Here is a 16,193-nt window from a genome sequence, read left to right on the forward strand (position 1 = left end):
CCCAATTCGACCAGTACCGCGACGCGCACCCCGTCGGGCGCCTGCGCGAGATGCCGGTCCATCTCCTCCACCGCCGCGACACCGTCCACCCAGCTGACGAATTCGAAACTCGGATCGCGGGCGAGTTCGGCTGCCAGCCATCGCAATCCGACAGGATCGACGAGCGCGTTGGCCAGCAGTATCCGGGCCACTCCGAACGAGCGTGCCACCTGCGCCTGCCACCCGGTCGCCAGGGTGATCCCCCACGCTCCGGCGGCAAGCTGCTCGGCCCACAGCTGCGGGGCCATCGTGGTCTTGCCGTGCGGGGCCAGACGCACCCCCGCCTCCGCGGTCCAGTCGGCCATCACCGCCAGATTCGCGTCCAGCGCGGCACGGTCCAGGGTCAGCACCGGGGTGTGCAGATCGTCCAGATGTGGTGCGGTGGCGAGGTATTCATAGGCGGTCCGGCCCCACGCCGTGGGCGGCAGCGATTTGTGCTCGGGACCCAGGATCCGCTCGCGCAGGGCCGCCACCTTCGCGGTATCGATCGCCCGTTGGGCGATGTCGACGGGCCGCACGTCACCGTTGGTCGCCACGAAAGTCCCTTCCCGCGATCACGCTTCACACAGCATCATCGTTGCATATTACGCAACGCATATTGCGCATTGTGTTACCGCTGGTTATTCTGCACTCGATGTCCGATAGCCGCAAGAGCTCCGAGGAGATTGGTGTGATCTGGCCTACTCCGCCCCGCATCAGGGCGGTCGCCGTGGGTGAGGGCCTGGCCGTCATGGTCGCCCGACCGGGTCCGCTCGAGGATTCCCCCGTCTTCGAACGCACCGCGGGCGGCGCCGAGCTGAATGTCGCGACCGTGCTTGCTCACCTGGGCATCGGCACGGCATGGATATCCCGGGTCGGCGACGACGGCTTCGGCCGCTATCTGATCCGCCATCTCGCCGAGCGCGGCGTGGACACCTCCGGGGTGTTCACCGATCCCACCCGATCCACCGGCCTCTACATCAAGGAGCGCGGCGGCGGATCCTCCCGGCCGGATGATCTGGCGGCGGGAACGAGCCGAATGCTGTACTACCGCAATGGATCCGCAGCCAGTGCCCTGTCCCCGGCCGACCTGGCCGCCAACGCCGCACGACTGGAGCAGTGCGAGCTGATCCACCTCACCGGCGTCACCACCGCCCTGTCCCCCACCGCGACCGAACTCACCGACGCGCTCACCACCGCTCCGCGACGCGGACGGCTGATCAGCTTCGACCTGAATTACCGGGCGGCGCTGTGGATCCGCCGCACCGAGAGTGCCGCCGACATCCTGGCCCGGCAGCTGCGCGGCAGCGATGTGGCCTTCCTGGGCGCCGACGAGGCGGCCGAGGTGTTCGGTACCGGCGATCCGGCCCGACTGCGCGAGATGTTCCCGCAGCCAAGGCATCTGGTGGTGAAGAACAGCGGACATTCGGTCACCGGATATCTCGGCACCTCCCGACGTGAGGTGCCCGCGCTGCGCCTGACGGTGACCGAGGCGATCGGCGCCGGCGACGCGTTCGCGGGCGGCTACCTGGCCGCTCTCCTGCGAGGACGCCCGCACGAACAACTACTGCGCTACGGGCACCTGTGCGCCGCGGCCGCTTTGACCGGCACCGGTGACGTGGCCGAGCTACCCCCGCTCGCACAGCTCGAATCCCGGGCCACGACATCCGATTCGGAGTGGGCCGCGATGAGCTACGCCCCTGCGGAGGCACGGTCGTGAGCCAGAGTCTGCAACGCGCGTTGACCATCCTCATCGAACTGGGCGAGGATCCGAAGACATTGGACCAGTTGGCCGCGCGGCTGGGCGTGCACAAGTCGACCGTGCTGCGGCTGCTGCAGACCATGCAGAGCGACCGTTTCGTCACCCACGACGCGAGCCACCGGTACACGCTCGGCTCGCGGCTGTTCGAACTGGCCAACCAGGCACTCGAGCGCCGCGACGTGCGCACACTAGGACGACCGCACCTCGAGGCGCTCAACGCGGCCACCGGCCAGACCGTGCACCTGGCGACCTACGAGTCCGGCGAAGCGGTGTACATCGACAAGCTCGACGCCATCCAGAGCGTGCGGATGTATTCGCGGGTCGGACGGCCCGCGCCCCTGCACTGCACGGCCGTCGGCAAGGTCCTGGTCGCGGGGCATCCGCACGCCCAATGGCGGGCCATCGCCGACCGGCTGGACTACCGCCCACTCACCGAGCGCACCATACGCACCCCCGAGCAATACCTCCGAGAGCTGGAACTCGTTGCCGCACAGGGCTTCGCCGAGGACCACGAGGAGCACGAGAGCTTCGTCAACTGCATCGGCGTCCCGGTCCGCGACGGCACCGGCACGGTGGTCGCCGCGGTGTCGGTGTCGGTCCCGGACATGCTGCTGGACCACGACCAGGTGCGCGGCCTACTGCCGCGCGTCCTGGCCGCGGCCGAGGCCATCTCCACCGAACTCGGGTGGAGCCCCGCACCCGTCACGAACAGCACAGCGACATCCGAGATCCCGAAAGGCGCCGTATGAGTGAGAAGATCGCCGTCCGCACCACCGAGGCCCCCGCGCCCGCGCACACGTTTTCCCAAGGCGTGCGCAAAGGTCCGTTCGTGCAGGTCTCCGGGCAGGGCCCGGTCGATCCGGCCACGAACGAATACCTCTTCCCGGGCGATGTCGCCGCGCAGACCACCCGCACCCTGCGGAACGTGCGGGCGATCGTGGAGGCCTCGGGCGCGAGCTTCGACGATGTGGTCATGCTGCGGGTCTACCTCACCAAGCGGGAAGACTTCGCGGCCATGAACGACGCCTATGGCGCCTTCGTCGCCGAGCACACCACCGGCCACGTCCTGCCCTGTCGCACCACCGTTTTCACCGGACTGCCGCGCGAGGAGATGCTGGTGGAGATCGACGCGGTCGCGATCGTCACGAGCTGAGCGCCCGAGTCCTCCTCGTGGACCTCTGTCCGAACGCTCAGCCCGCGGCGAGGATCTCCAGAACCGTGTCCGAGGTGTAGAACGGCTCCAACCGCTCGCGAATCAGCTTGGCCAGCACACCGTTTCGCTTCGCGGCCTCGACCACCCCGGGCCCGTAGCGCAGGATCTCGACGCGGAGATCATCGGCGGACAGGCTCAGTTCGGGCAGCATCCCGGCCAGCGTGTGGTCGCCGTACTTGGTGAAGAACACCTCGACGCATTCGTCCAGCAGCAGGCCGAAATACGGCTTCGGCCGGGTGGTGGTCACGATGGTGTGCACAATCTGAGCCAGCTCTCGCAGATCCTGCTGGCTCAGATAGTCGCGCAGGCCGCTGACCGGTTCACCGGCATGCAGATCCCAGAATTCCATCGCCGCGCCCTGTACCGGGGCCTCGCGCAGCATCTCGCGGATCGCGTTGTTGGTCCGCCGCAGCGCGTATTGCGCTCCCTTACCGGCCATCTCACCGATGAAGGTGCCGTCGGCCGCCTTCTCCGCGGCCCGGCGCGCGGACTTGGCGGCCGAGGTGCCCAGGGACACCAGCGATCCCACGCCCGGGATCTTCGCGGCCATCCGCTGGTTGGACTCCATGATGTCGTCGACCAGCTTGTCCACGAATTTCGTCGCGACGGTGGCGGTGAGTGGAGATTCGGTGAGCCGCTCCAGAATTCGCTCCTGGGCCTGGTGCATGCCGAGGATTTTCCGCAGCAGCGCCTCCAGCGGCTCGCGCTCGACCACGTCGCCGAGGGTGTACCGATCCCCGCCGGCGTCCTGCTGGGTGATGCGGTCGTAGATCGCGTCGGCGAATACGCCGACCGAATCCTCGATGATCGGGCTGCCGCCGATGCGGTCCACCACCGTGCGCACGGTCTGCTTCGCGGCGTCCACCCCGACGACGTCGCGGAAAACGATGGTGTCGGCGACCCCGATCACCGCCTCCACATCGCGGGCGACCACCTCGGCGAACCGATCGCCGCTCACCTCCGCGAGCAGGAAGTCCACTTGGGCATCGAGCAGGCGCTCGGCGATCTCGCGCGGCTGGGCCATCGTTCCCCTGGTTCTATCCGTTGGATCGCCCGTCCCCGGAGTCGTCGCGGCGCATCGACTTCCGAATCTCGTCCAGGCGGTCCCGCGCGGACTTCGCCCGCGCCTGCCACTGGTCCTGTATGCCACGGCCCGCCGGTGTCTGCGAGTCGAGCTCGCCCATCCCCTGCGCGGTGCCGAAGCGTCGCTCGACCTTATCCCGAACTGACTCGAAAGTAGGGACCCCGGAATCGGAGTAGCTCCCCGTCTCGGGGATACCCGCCGGCGGTATCGGCATCGCGGACAGCGGGCCTGGCTGGTCGAACGGGGTGGACGGCACGCCGCCCAGCGCCTCGCCGACCGAGCCGGTGGTGGAAGTCACATCCGGCTCCAGGTCGACATGGGCGTGCTGCGCGGACAGCTCCACCGCCACCAGATGCAGCGGTTCCAGGCCGGGCCGCGCCGTAGTGGCCGCCATCACCACGCTCAGCAGGTCCTCGTCCGGCAGCGCGGCGAGCAGCGTCGCCAGATCGGTCACATCGGACATGGGTCCAGGCTACGCAGGCTTGCCCGGTAGCGGCCCGATCCCCCTAGTCCCGAGCCGCGGCCTCGCCGGCGGACGCCAGAGCCGAGGACACCCACTCGGTCACGGTCTGCGCCCAGCCGGGATGCAGGACCAGATCGTTGTGGCGACCCCCGGGATAGATGTGCAGCCGCTTGGGTCCGGCGGCGGCCTCGTACAGCGCCCGGCCCATCCCCACCGGCAGCAGTTCGTCGTCGTCACCGTGCATGATCAGTACCGGGCTGCGCAACGAGGCGATCCGCCGCAGGCTCGGAAAGGCATCGGGCACAATCGGTCTCGGCAAGAACGGATAGACGGCCCGGGCCGCGTCGCGCAGGCCGGTGAAGGTGGACATGAGGATCATCGCGGCGGGCGGACAGCGGGTGGCCAGTTCCAGTATTACCCCGCCGCCCAGCGACTTACCCAGGTACACGATGTGATTCGGATCCACCCCGGGCCGGGCGAGCAGCGCTTCACGGGCCGCAGCGGCATCCAGGTACATCCCGCGCTCACCCGGCCGACCCGCACTGCGCCCGAATCCCCGGTAGTCGAAGACCAGCACATCGAATCCGGCCGCCGCCAGCAGCGCGAGGACCACCGTGCGATCCCCGATATTGCCCGAGTTGCCATGCGCGAACAGGATGTGCGCCACCGGAGGTCGCTCCGGCGCCCGCACGAACCAGCCATTGATCCGCGTCCCGTCCGCGGCGGTGAAATACAGGTCCTCCCACTCGACCCCGAGCCGCTCGGGTGTCATCGTCACCTGCCGCACCGGATGGAAGGTCAGCGCGTTGAGGATCGGCGTCGCCGGATGCGGCATATGTCCTTCCTTTCAGTGAGCGATATCCCGATTCTCCCGGACGGCGTCCGCGGGGGCCGTCAGCGGTATCCGATGGTGATCTGCGGATGCTGGTCCGGGTTGAGCCATTTCAGCAGCGCGACCACCTTGTCACGCGGTGTCTCGACGCATCCCGCCGAGGGGATACCGGCGTCCACGTGCACGAAGAAGGCCGATCCGGCGCCCGCCACCACCGGTGCGGTGTTGTAGCCGATCATGATCGCGTAGTCGTAACTGGTCCCGGCCTCGCCCAGATTCTCGCCGTCCTTCTCGTTGAAGGGGCATGTTCCCGGGGCGCAGTGCTGATAGGTGTTGTACTGCGGGCTCTTGGGATCGCTCACCCACCAGTCGCTGTCGCCGATCTGCCGGTACAGCATGCGCGTCCCCGGATTCGCCTCCCGCCCGAACGCCGAGGGCAGCCCGAACGTGCCCACCGGCGTGCGATTCAATCCCTCGTGCGTCGGACCGACGCCGGCCGTGCCGACCCGGACGGATACGGGCCCGATCGGGCTGGTCCAGCCGCCGGGCGAGCGCTGCCACGCCTGCAACGTCCCCGTCGTGGCCGCCGGGCCCGAAACCTGCACCGTCACCAGCTGATCCGTACCCGCCGGTGGCACGCCGACCCCGGCCGGAAGCCCGGTCCTCGCACCGTCCGTCTGATATCCCGCAGGCCGCTCCGTGACCTGCAGCGGCGTGGATGTCGGACCGGCATCGGACCGCACCTGCTGCCCGCATCCGGCCGAAACCAGCAGGACAGCGGCGCACAGCACCGCGCGGCGCACGGGACCCCAGGAGATATTCACCCGCCCGAGCTTAACCGCAACGGGTCCGCGGGCCGCCGCCCGAGGGATTTGTCCACATCAGATGTCGGAGAGTTCCACGATCATGCTGTGAATCTCGGCGTACCGGGTCAGATTCGGCACATCCCTGCCGGTGGCGCGCCCGGCGTCCGATTCCAGGGCCGCGTCCAATGCCGCTCGGTCCTCCCAATCTAGCTGGGCGACAAGGTAATACGATTCACCATGGACAGACGTAGGCGCGTGACTCAGGGTGTATCTACGCAATCCGGGCATCCGCTTCGCCACGGGTATGTGCACGTCCCGATAGTGGCGTTCGAATGCCTCCACATCCGACGGCGTGCTCCACATGATGATCAGGCGTGCCTTGGTTACGACGTCGTCGGGCCTGGCTGTGGTCACCGGTCGACCTCCTCATGGATACGCCCCGCGAAGGTCGCCGGGCTCTACAAGATCCGACGAACAGAACTCCACTGGATCGACACCGCCGACCGGATGTGCGGCCCCGCGCGACGCCGTTACCTGCACCGGGCCGACGCTAAAGACCGAACCGGCGTACCGTCGGCCGGAATCCAAGACTCCAGCCGACGGTATGCCACGGGCTCCGATCCGCTCCAGCGTCCGGGGATACCAACGCGTCAACGGGCCGGAAGCCAGCCGCTACCCGCGCAGCACGGCCCCTACAGACGACGCCGCCACGGCCACCGCCGCATCGCGCGCCGCGCTGGCCTCGTCCTCGGTCAAGGTGCGGTCGGTGGCGCGGAAGCGCAGGGCGTAAGTGAGGGACTTGCGCCCCTCGCCCGCCTGGGCGCCCTCGTATACATCGAACAGCGCGATATCTTCGAGCAGTTCACCCGCGCCGGACCGCAGCGCCGACTCCACCGCGGCGGCGGGCACCGATCGGTCGATGCTCACCGAAACGTCCTGCAACACCGCCGGGAACGGGGAAACCGTTGGTACCGGCAGAGATTCGCGCAGCGGCAGTGCGTCCAGATCCAGTTCCAGCGCACAGGTGCGCGGCGGCAGGCCCGAGCGCTCCAGCACCGCCGGATGCAATTCGCCCGCATGCCCGACCACGACACCCTCGACCACGAGTTCGGCGCAGCGGCCCGGGTGGTACGGCAGGTAGGCCGCGGCACGGCGCTCGATGCGCACCCCGGCGGCGTCGGCGACCGCGTCGGCCAGCGCGAACGCGTCGGCGGCCTCCGCGGCGCGGCCCGGCCCCCACGGACCGCGCGGGTCACGTCGGCCGGTCAGCACGCCCGCGACGTGGACCGGCTGCGCGGGCAGCGATTCGATCAGCTCGGTGATCTGCTCGTCGGTGGGACGACGGTCGACCGGCAGCTCGGCCACCGGACGGATCTCCGGTCCGGGCAGCACGACCTGGCCGATCGCGTAGATCGACAGATCGCGTTCGCCGCGAGAGATGTTGCGCGCGGCCACTTCCAGCAGTCCGGGCAGCAGGGTGGTGGCCAGTTCGGCCCGCTCGACGTCCAGCGGATTCAGCACGCGCATCGTGGCGCGGCGGGTGTCGGCGGCGTCCAGACCCCAGGTGTCGAACGCCCCGACCTGCAGGAACAGCGGCGCGGGTACCTCGACACAGCCGGCGAACGCCAGCGCCCGGCTGACCGCGCGGCGGCGGCGCTGGGTCGCGGTCAGGCCGCGGCCCGCGGGCGCGGCCGGCAGCACCGACGGGATCTGCTCGAGCCCTTCGAGCCGCAGCACCTCCTCGACCAGGTCGGCGGGCTGGGCCAGGTCCGGCCGCCAGCTCGGCGGGGTCACCACGAGCTGACCGTGGCCGGACTCGGTGACGTCCACGTCGACCGCGCAGCCGATCTGCGCCAGGCGCCGCGCCGAGGTGCCGTTCGGGTAGACGACCCCGGCGGTGCGGTCGGGCAGGTCGAGATCCATCCGGATCGGGGCGGGCCCGGGTGTCGGCAGCCGGATATCGGTGAGCGCGGGTTCGACTGTGCCACCGGCGATCTCGACCAGCAACGTGGCGGCGCGGTCCAGTGCCGCGACATTCACCTCCGGATCGACCACGCGCTCATAGCGTTTCGCGGCCTCCGAACTCAGTTTGTGGCGGCGCCCGGTGCGATAGACCGCGAGCGGGCTCCAGGTGGCGGCCTCGAGCAGGATGTCGGTGGACTCGGTACCGACCTCGGTGGAGGCGCCGCCCATGACACCGGCCAGCGAGACGACGCCCGTGTCGTCGGCGATGACCGTATCCTCGGCGTTCAGGGTCCGCTCGGCATCGTCCAGGGTGCGCAGCGTCTCACCGGTATCGGCCTTGCGCACCACCAGCGGACCGGTCACCTTCGCCGCGTCGAACGCGTGCAGCGGCTGCCCCAGCTCGAGCATCACATAGTTGGTGACGTCCACCGCGGGCGAGATGGGCCGCACCCCGGCCAGCAGCAGCCGCCGCTGCAACCACCACGGACTGATCGCGGCCGGATCGATGCCGGTGACCCGGCGCGCGGCGAAACGTGTACAGCCGGACTCGGATTCGACCGTGATCGGCCAGGCGTCGGCCTCGTCGTCGGGCAGGGTGCGCACGGCCGGATCGGCGAACTCGAGGTCGAATCCGCAGGCCAGCTCGCGGGTCAGGCCGCGCACCGAGAAGCAGTAGCCTCGGTCGGGAGTGATGTTCAGCTCGATCACCGAATCATCCAGGCCCAGCAGCTCGTTGGCGTCCGCGCCGGGTTCGGCGGTGCCCGGCCGGAGCACCAGGATGCCCGAATGATCCTTGCCGATACCGAGTTCGGCGACCGAGCAGATCATGCCGTTGGACACATGCCCGTAGGTCTTGCGCGAGCTGATCGTGAATCCGCCGGGCAGCACACCGCCGGGCAGCACCACGACGACCAGGTCCCCGACCGCGAAATTGCGCGCGCCGCAGACGATCTCCTGCAGTTCGGGCTTACCGATGTCGACCTTGCAGAACCGGATCGGCTTCTTGAACTCGGTCAGCTCGGTGATCTCGGCGACGCGGCCGACCACCAGCGGATGGTCGATATCGCCGTCGATGCGCTCGAGCCGATCGAGCTCCTCGACCTCCAGCCCTACCCGGACGAAGCCCGCGTCGAGCTCCTCCGGGGTCACCGACCAGCCGGGGGTGGTGCGCTGCAAGATTTCCGTCAGCCAGGTCTGCGCTACTCGCACTGGATGTTTCGCTTTCTCGTGTGCCCGGTTGTCGGGGGTGTACGGGGGCCGGATCGCGGAACACGGCCCCCGCAGAAGGGTCAGGGGATCAGGACTGGATGCCGAAGGGCAGGGTGAACCGGACGTCGCCTTCGACGATGTCACGCATATCGGAAATCCCGTTGCGGAACTGGAGGGTTCGCTCGAGGCCCATGCCGAAGGCGAAGCCGCTGTACACCTCCGGGTCGATCCCGCTGGCGATCAGCACGCGCGGGTTGACCATGCCGCAGCCGCCCCACTCGACCCAGCCCGCGCCGCCCTTCTTGTCCGGGAACCACACGTCCACCTCGGCCGACGGCTCGGTGAACGGGAAGTAGTTGGGCCGCATGCGGGTTCGCGTGTCGGGACCGAACAGCGCCCGCGCGAACGCGTCCAGGGTGCCGCGCAGATGCGCCATGGTCAGGCCCTTGTCCACCGCGAGGCCCTCCACCTGGGAGAACACCGGGGTGTGGGTGGCATCGAGTTCATCGGTGCGGAACGTGCGGCCCGGGCACACCACGTAGATCGGTAGCTCGCGCTCCAGCATCGAGCGCACCTGCACCGGGGAGGTGTGCGTGCGCAGCACCTGGCGCGATCCCTCGGGAGCGAGGTGGAAGGTGTCCTGCATGGTCCGCGCGGGGTGGTCGGGCAGGAAGTTGAGCGCGTCGAAGTTGAAGTGCTCGGTCTCCACCTCGGGACCTTCGGCGACCTCCCAGCCCATGCCGACGAAGACGTCGGCGACCCGCTCGGAGATCGCGGTGATCGGATGCCGCGCGCCGACCGCGCCGCGCCGCGCCGGAAGCGTCACATCGATGGCCTCGGCGACCAGCACCGCGGCGTCCCGCTCGGCGAGCAGTTCCGCGCGCCGCGCCTCGTACGCCGCGCTGACCCGCCCGCGCGCGACGTTCACGCGCTTACCGGCCTCGGACTTCTCCTCTTTGGGCAACGAGCCCAGCGCCCGCTGCGCCAGCGAGATCGCCGACTTACCGCTCATATGCTCGGTCTTCGCGGCCGCGAGCGCATCCAGGTCCGCGGCCACGGCAAACGCCTTCTCCGCCGCCTCGGCCGCCGCACTCAGCGATTCCTCGCTCAGCGCCACCTGCTGCGGTGCCGGATTCTGCTCGGCGTGTGCGTTGTCCTCGGCCACGATGGTTCGTCTCTCCCTGGGGCTGGTTCGGTCGATACGCATACTTCTGCACTGACATTGTCGCTGGTCGAATCGTAAGCGATGCGCCCGGCCCGCTTCACATCCATTTATCCCACCGATATCGGCGGGATAAATGTCGCTGTACGCACGGCCGACCCGTTCGATTGCCGTCTGCGCCGAAATTTCGCATGCACGCGGGCCGCCCTGCAAACTGGTCTGCACATGGAAACGCCCGGACTGAAGCTCCCCGAACTCCCCGACCTGCCAGTGCGCGGGATGCTCGACTCGATAGTCGAGGCGCTGGTCGAGCGGGGTGCTGCCGTGTTGGTCGCGCCGCCCGGTACCGGGAAGACGACGCTGGTGCCGTTGGCGTTGGCGGCCGGGACGAGCGGGCGGGTGCTGGTGGCCGAACCGCGGCGGCTGGCGGCGCGGGCCGCGGCCGCACGGATGGCCTCGCTGCTGGGTGAACCGGTCGGGCGGACCGTGGGGTACTCGGTGCGCGGGGATCGGCGGGTGAGTGCGGGCACTCGGATCGAGGTCGTCACGTCGGGACTGCTGGTGCGGCGTTTGCAGGGGGATCCGGAGCTGGCCGGCGTCGGCACGGTCGTGCTGGACGAATGCCACGAGCGGCACCTGGACGCGGATCTGTTGCTGGCGCTGCTGCTCGACGCCCGGGCCGGGCTCCTGCCCGATCTGCGGGTGCTGGCGACCTCTGCGACCGTGGCCGCCGACCGGCTGTCCGAGCTGCTGGGCGGCGAGCGACCCGCGCCGGTCCTCGAGGCGAGTGCGCGGACCTACCCCATCGACATCACCTATCTACCCGCATTGCCACGCGAGCGGGTCGAGGCACAGGTGGCGCGCGCGACGCGGGCCGCGCTCGACGATGCCGACGGTGACGTGCTGGTCTTCCTGCCCGGTGCGGCCGAGATCCGCCGCACCTCCCAGATGCTCGGTGGCCTCGACGTGGATGTGGTCCCCCTGCACGGCAGGTTGTCCGCGAGCCACCAGGACGACGCCCTGCGGCCCGGCTCCCGGCGGCGGGTGGTGCTCGCCACGGCCGTGGCCGAATCCAGTCTGACCGTGCCGGGAGTTCGGGCGGTGGTGGATTCCGGGTTGGCGCGTGTGCCCCGCATCGATCGTGGACGCGGCCTGTCCGGCCTTGCGACAGTTCGGGTTTCGCAGGCGGTGGCGCAGCAGCGGACCGGACGCGCCGGACGCGAGGCCCCCGGGCGGGCCTGGCGCTGCTGGCCCGAATACGAGTTCGCCACGCTCCCCGCATATCCCGAACCGGAGATCCGCACGGCGGATCTGACTCGACTGGCATTGGAGCTGGCCTGTTGGGGCACCCCTGACGGACACGGCCTGGCGTGGTGGGACGACCCGCCCTCCGGGGGTCTGGCCGCGGGCCGAGAGGTGTTGCGCGCGTTGGGTGCGGTGGATGACGACGGCGCGGCCACCGATCGCGGGCGGGCCCTGGCCCGGATCGGGCTGCATCCACGGCTGGCGCGAGCGCTGCTCGACGGCGCGGCCGAGGTCGGCGCGCGGGCCGCGGCGGAGGTGGTCGCTCTGCTCGACGACGATTCACTCGCTCCCACAACCGATCTCGTTGCAGGTCTGCGCACGCTGCGGCGCGAACGTCCGCCGCGCTGGCGCCAGGAGGTGCAGCGGCTCACCCGGATGGTCGATGCCCCGACCTCCCGCTATGACTCGACCGCCGCAACACCAGCCGGCCCGGCGCCATCCGACACTGCGAAGTCGGTCGGCCCAACCGGTTCCGTCGATGCGATACCAGCGGACACACGCTCGGGATCACCGAACCCGGGACGCCCGGCCAACGCAGCCCCGGACGCATCCGCCCCGGCCGGCGGCAGGCCACCCCAAAGCACATCCGACGACCCGTCTTTCATTGTCGCACTGGCGTATCCAGAACGCCTGGCCCGTCGGCGGGGCCCGGGGTCGGCGAGCTACCTCATGGCCGGCGGCACGGCCGTGACGCTGCCGCCCGGTTCCGGTCTGGGTGATGCCGAGTGGCTTGCGGTCGCGGTGGCGACGCGTGACCCAGGCCGGTCCGAGGGCCAGATCCGGTTGGCCGCCGTCGCCGACGAGACACTTGCCCGCCACGCCGCACCGAATCTGCTCAGCACCCTCGACGAGGTCGAATGGACCGATGGCGACGTCGTCGCACGCACCGTCGAACGGTTCGGGGCGATCACACTGTCCGAGCGCCCGACCCGCAATCCCGACCCGCAATCGCTCAGCGCGGCACTGCGTTCGGGCCTGCGATCCACCGGACTAGATCTGCTGCACTGGAGTCCCGACGCCGCCGGACTGCGCCAACGCCTGGATTTCCTGCACCGCACCCTCGGCGATCCCTGGCCCCGCGTCGACGACGAGACCCTGCTCGCCGATGCCGAAACCTGGCTCGGCCCAGAACTTTCCATCGCCCGCCGCCGCACCGACCTCGAACGCATCGACGCCGGCCAAGCACTACGCCGCCTACTCCCCTGGCCCGAAGCGACCCACCTGGACACCCTCGCCCCCGAACGCCTGGAAGTCCCCTCCGGTAGCCACATCCGCCTCGACTATTCCGCCGACCCCCCGATCCTCGCGGTAAAAGTCCAAGAAATCTTCGGCTGGACCGACACCCCCCGCCTGGCCAACGGCCGAGTCCCGATCATCCTCCACCTTCTGTCCCCCGCCCAACGCCCGGTGGCCGTCACCGCCGACCTCCCCTCCTTCTGGCACACCGGCTGGCGCCAGGTCCGCGCCGACCTCCGAGGCCGCTACCCCAAACACTCCTGGCCGGAAGACCCCACCACCATCCCCGCCCACCGCGGCACCGCCCGCAACGCCAACCGCCGATAGGTCATACGACCAGGTAAAACGCGTGTCCGAAACGGCACGCCGATCATCACCCGGCAAGCCATCGGACACTCCGGACATTTCAGACTAATCGAACGTACGTGTGTACGGTCGGCCCCATGGTCAGCTCCAATCATGAAGCGATGCACCGCCTTTTCCAACACGATCCGGGCGTTTTCGCCCGCGCGGCCCGGGCCCTGGGCCTCCCCTTCCCCGACCCGATCTCCGTCGAAGTGCTGACGACGGATGCCACCGAGATCAAACCCCTCGAACGCCGCATCGATACGGTGCTACAAGTGACGACGCCCGAAGGGGCATATGTTCTACCGATCGAGGCCCAAGGCAAGAAAGACCAGGACAAGGAGAGCACCTGGCCATACTGCGTGGCCTACCTGCGGGCGAAATACGGTCTACCGGTAGTTCTCTTGGTCATCTGCCAAGACGAGGCCACTGCCGTCTGGGCGGACGGTCCGTTCTCGACCGGTCTCTCCCAGTGGACCTCCCAAACCACCTATCCCCTCGTCCTGGGCCCAAAGACCGTCCCCGCCATCACCGACCCCGAAACCGCCGTCGCGGATATCCCCCTGGCCACCCTCTCCGCTATCACTCACGCGAAGGACAAGGTGATAAATGCGATACTGGATGCACTGGCAGCCGCGCTGAAAATGGTCGATGCCGACAACCGGGAGCATTTCGCCGTCTACACCGAACTCGGCCTGGGCACTACTCCGGCCGCTGACTACTGGAGGAAACTCGTGACCGTCGACACCTCGTTCTATCGCTCCGAAACCTTCCAACGCGTCCGGGCCGAAGGCGAAGCCAAGGCCCTGCTCCTCATCCTCGACCAGCGCGGTATCGCCATTCCCGCTTCAGTCCGCCAGCGCATCGCCGCATGCACCGATCAGAACCAACTCGAGATGTGGCTCACCAAAGCCATCGATGTCGATACCATCGACGGCCTCTTCACGTGAGCGACTCCTGGGCAGAACGATCATCAGTCAAACCGCACGATCCTCTGGTTGTCGCCCTCGTGCTTAGGTTCGCGAAAAACAGTCCGTCGGTCGGCCGCACAATACTTCGCGAGTACTTCCATGCCGAAGGCTATAGACAGGCACGCGTCGAGTCGATCCTTCGGCTACTCGACCTTCGCGGCATTGCGGTACCCGATGACATACGAAACCACATCACTGATTGCAGGGACTACGACCAATTGGCCCTCTGGCTCGACCGGGCCATCGACGCCGACAGTATCGAGGACCTGTTCCGTTGAGAAAGCTGTTCGATCGAGCAGCGGATCTAGCCTGCGGTGACGGATCTGAGTTCGTTCAGGGCGTTGCGGACCTCGGTGGGCAGGCCGTGGTCTTCGGGGGAGGTCAGCCAGGTGGTGAAGCCGACCTTGAAGGCGGCCATGCCTGCTTCGGCGGTGAGGGTGGCGGCGGGGTCGGGGACGCCGCGGTGGCGGAGGGATTCGGCGCTGACGTCGGCGAGAGTGGCCAGTTTGATCAGTTCGCGTTCGCGGAGGGCAAGGTTCGCGTCGATGACGGTTTGACGGTTTCGGGAGAAGTCTCGGTTCTGGCCGATCATCTCGCACAGGGTGTGCAGGGCCGCGCCTATCGCCTCGATCGGGGAGGCCGAATCAGGTGCTGCCGCAAGGGCTTTCGTGATCACTTCGTGCAGGAGTTCTTGGCCGCCGAACAGGACTTCGCGCTTGTCGGCGAAGTGGCGGAAGAACGTGCGTTCGGTGAGTCCGGCGCGCTGGGCGATATCCGCGACGGTGGTCTGGTCGAAGCCACGCTCGACATACAAATCCATCGCCGCCTGTCCTAGGCGGCCTCTCGCGTCCGGTTCCCATCGACCCATATCTCCATCATAGGCCCCGACGACATCGACTGACCTCATACGATGACAGCTACTGACATCGCTGCTACAGTGATGTCATCAACTGACATCGGCTACAGGATGCGTTCCTGCGGCCACGCGAAAGGGATCTCCCATGCGCATCTTCGTCACCGGCGCCTCCGGCTTCATCGGCTCCGCCGTCGTCCCCGAACTCATCGCCGGCGGTCACGAGGTCGTCGGTCTCGCGCGCTCGGACGCCTCAGCCGCCGCGCTGACCGCCGCGGGCGCCCAGGTGCGCCGCGGCGACCTGCTCGATCCGGACAGCCTGCGCGCGGGCGCGCAGGACGCCGACGCGGTCGTCCACTTGGCGTTCATCCACGACTTCTCGAAGTTCGAGGAGAACCAGCGCACCGACCGCCAAGCCATCGACCTGTTCGGCGACGTGCTCGAGGGTTCGGATCGCCCGCTGGTCATCGCCTCCGGCCTGGTCGGGCTCGACACTGGGAAGCCCGGCGTCGAGGACGGCCCGATGACTCGCTGGGCCACCGCCGCCGCGACCGTCCGGCTCGCCGAGCGAGGCGTCCGCTCGGTGGTACTCGGCCTGCCCACCACAGTCCACGGCGAGGGTGACCATGGATTCATCCACTCCGTCGGCCTCGTCGGCCGCGAGAAGGGCGTGTCCGGCTACATCGATGACGGTGCACACACCTGGCCCGCGGTGCACCGGCTCGACGCCGCTAGCCTGTTCCGTCTCGCGGTCGAAAAGGCCCCCGCCGGAACCGTCCTGCACGCCCTCGCCGAACCGGCCATCCCGACCCGCGAGATCGCCGAGGCCATCGGCCGCAAACTCGACGTGCCCACGGCCTCGATCCCCCGCGACGCCGCCGCCGCCCACTTCGGCTGGGTCGCCCCCTTCTGGGGCATGAGCGTCACCGGCGACAGCGGCCCGACCAGGGAACTGCTGGGCCTGTCTCT

General features: G+C 68.8%; 14 protein-coding genes and 1 pseudogene. 6 read left to right on the plus strand and 9 right to left on the minus strand.

The annotated features are described in order from the left end of the window. Nucleotides 1-575: pseudogene (locus JZ791_RS39705) on the minus strand (amino acid deaminase); the annotation flags it as partial. Between the two features lie 98 nt (nt 576-673). Here JZ791_RS39705 and JZ791_RS39710 point away from each other — a divergent pair. From JZ791_RS39710 to JZ791_RS39720, 3 genes are read left to right on the plus strand one after another with little or no spacing between them, the layout of a single operon-like run. After that, entirely contained in the window at nt 674-1,738 is a 1,065-nt protein-coding gene (locus tag JZ791_RS39710; protein ID WP_216902418.1) for a sugar kinase, read from the plus strand. Further along, nucleotides 1,735-2,529, plus strand: a complete 795-nt coding sequence (locus tag JZ791_RS39715) for an IclR family transcriptional regulator (RefSeq protein WP_216902419.1) — start codon at nt 1,735-1,737, stop codon at nt 2,527-2,529. Before JZ791_RS39710 ends, JZ791_RS39715 begins: the two co-directional genes overlap by 4 nt. Beyond that, complete coding sequence (locus JZ791_RS39720) at nt 2,526-2,933, plus strand: RidA family protein (protein WP_216902420.1); 408 nt, start codon at nt 2,526-2,528, stop codon at nt 2,931-2,933. The genes JZ791_RS39715 and JZ791_RS39720 overlap by 4 nt, the downstream gene beginning before the upstream one ends. A 37-nt stretch (nt 2,934-2,970) precedes the next feature. Here the strand turns inward: JZ791_RS39720 and JZ791_RS39725 are convergent, their stop codons facing one another. From JZ791_RS39725 to pheS, 7 genes are all read right to left on the minus strand, one after another. Continuing rightward, nucleotides 2,971-4,017 carry a hypothetical protein gene (locus JZ791_RS39725; protein ID WP_216902421.1) on the minus strand — a complete coding sequence of 349 codons (1,047 nt, stop codon included), beginning with the start codon at nt 4,015-4,017 and terminating at the stop codon, nt 2,971-2,973. Nucleotides 4,018-4,030: 13 nt separating this feature from the next. Beyond that, nucleotides 4,031-4,540: a PspA/IM30 family protein gene (locus tag JZ791_RS39730; RefSeq protein ID WP_216902423.1), complete on the minus strand. Its 510-nt coding sequence runs from the start codon at nt 4,538-4,540 to the stop codon at nt 4,031-4,033. A gap of 43 nt (nt 4,541-4,583) precedes the next feature. Then, nucleotides 4,584-5,375, minus strand: a complete 792-nt coding sequence (locus tag JZ791_RS39735; protein WP_216902425.1) for an alpha/beta hydrolase — start codon at nt 5,373-5,375, stop codon at nt 4,584-4,586. A gap of 59 nt (nt 5,376-5,434) precedes the next feature. Next, a complete protein-coding gene (locus tag JZ791_RS39740) occupies nt 5,435-6,196 on the minus strand; it encodes a L,D-transpeptidase family protein (RefSeq protein ID WP_216902427.1) in 762 nt (253 codons plus the stop codon). A gap of 57 nt (nt 6,197-6,253) precedes the next feature. Further along, nucleotides 6,254-6,592 (minus strand): EthD family reductase, encoded by a 339-nt coding sequence (locus JZ791_RS39745; protein ID WP_308163397.1) that lies wholly within the window; start codon nt 6,590-6,592, stop codon nt 6,254-6,256. A gap of 258 nt (nt 6,593-6,850) precedes the next feature. Further along, the gene (gene pheT, locus JZ791_RS39750) at nt 6,851-9,352 is read right to left on the minus strand and encodes a phenylalanine--tRNA ligase subunit beta (RefSeq protein WP_216902429.1); all 2,502 of its coding nucleotides are present in this window, start codon (nt 9,350-9,352) and stop codon (nt 6,851-6,853) included. 88 nt (nt 9,353-9,440) lie between these two features. Beyond that, nucleotides 9,441-10,559, minus strand: a complete 1,119-nt coding sequence (pheS, locus tag JZ791_RS39755) for a phenylalanine--tRNA ligase subunit alpha (protein ID WP_254207164.1) — start codon at nt 10,557-10,559, stop codon at nt 9,441-9,443. 180 nt (nt 10,560-10,739) lie between these two features. Between pheS and JZ791_RS39760 the strand changes: the two genes are divergently transcribed. Together JZ791_RS39760 and JZ791_RS39765 are read left to right on the plus strand one after the other, a co-directional pair. Beyond that, a complete protein-coding gene (locus JZ791_RS39760; protein ID WP_254207165.1) occupies nt 10,740-13,382 on the plus strand; it encodes an ATP-dependent RNA helicase in 2,643 nt (880 codons plus the stop codon). A gap of 116 nt (nt 13,383-13,498) precedes the next feature. After that, nucleotides 13,499-14,350, plus strand: a complete 852-nt coding sequence (locus tag JZ791_RS39765; RefSeq protein ID WP_254207166.1) for a hypothetical protein — start codon at nt 13,499-13,501, stop codon at nt 14,348-14,350. A gap of 325 nt (nt 14,351-14,675) precedes the next feature. Here the strand turns inward: JZ791_RS39765 and JZ791_RS39770 are convergent, their stop codons facing one another. Next, complete coding sequence (locus JZ791_RS39770; protein ID WP_308163398.1) at nt 14,676-15,191, minus strand: TetR/AcrR family transcriptional regulator; 516 nt, start codon at nt 15,189-15,191, stop codon at nt 14,676-14,678. Between the two features lie 181 nt (nt 15,192-15,372). Here JZ791_RS39770 and JZ791_RS39775 point away from each other — a divergent pair. Next, the coding region (locus JZ791_RS39775) for an SDR family oxidoreductase (RefSeq protein WP_216902433.1) at nt 15,373-16,193 on the plus strand (821 nt) is incomplete at its 3' end.

Origin of the sequence: Nocardia alni, assembly GCF_019038435.1 — a bacterium.
Classification (GTDB): Bacteria; Actinomycetota; Actinomycetes; order Mycobacteriales; family Mycobacteriaceae; genus Nocardia; species Nocardia alni.

What these genes read in the sequence shown, in the direction of transcription:
- JZ791_RS39710 (WP_216902418.1), top strand. Translation starts at nt 674, where the DNA reads ATGTCCGATAGCCGCAAGAGCTCCGAGGAGATTGGTGTGATCTGGCCT.
- JZ791_RS39720 (WP_216902420.1), top strand. Translation starts at nt 2,526, where the DNA reads ATGAGTGAGAAGATCGCCGTCCGCACCACCGAGGCCCCCGCGCCCGCG.
- JZ791_RS39725 (WP_216902421.1), bottom strand. Translation starts at nt 4,017, where the DNA reads ATGGCCCAGCCGCGCGAGATCGCCGAGCGCCTGCTCGATGCCCAAGTG.
- JZ791_RS39730 (WP_216902423.1), bottom strand. Translation starts at nt 4,540, where the DNA reads ATGTCCGATGTGACCGATCTGGCGACGCTGCTCGCCGCGCTGCCGGAC.
- JZ791_RS39735 (WP_216902425.1), bottom strand. Translation starts at nt 5,375, where the DNA reads ATGCCGCATCCGGCGACGCCGATCCTCAACGCGCTGACCTTCCATCCG.
- pheS (WP_254207164.1), bottom strand. Translation starts at nt 10,559, where the DNA reads ATGCGTATCGACCGAACCAGCCCCAGGGAGAGACGAACCATCGTGGCC.
- JZ791_RS39760 (WP_254207165.1), top strand. Translation starts at nt 10,740, where the DNA reads ATGGAAACGCCCGGACTGAAGCTCCCCGAACTCCCCGACCTGCCAGTG.
- JZ791_RS39765 (WP_254207166.1), top strand. Translation starts at nt 13,499, where the DNA reads ATGGTCAGCTCCAATCATGAAGCGATGCACCGCCTTTTCCAACACGAT.
- JZ791_RS39770 (WP_308163398.1), bottom strand. Translation starts at nt 15,191, where the DNA reads ATGGATTTGTATGTCGAGCGTGGCTTCGACCAGACCACCGTCGCGGAT.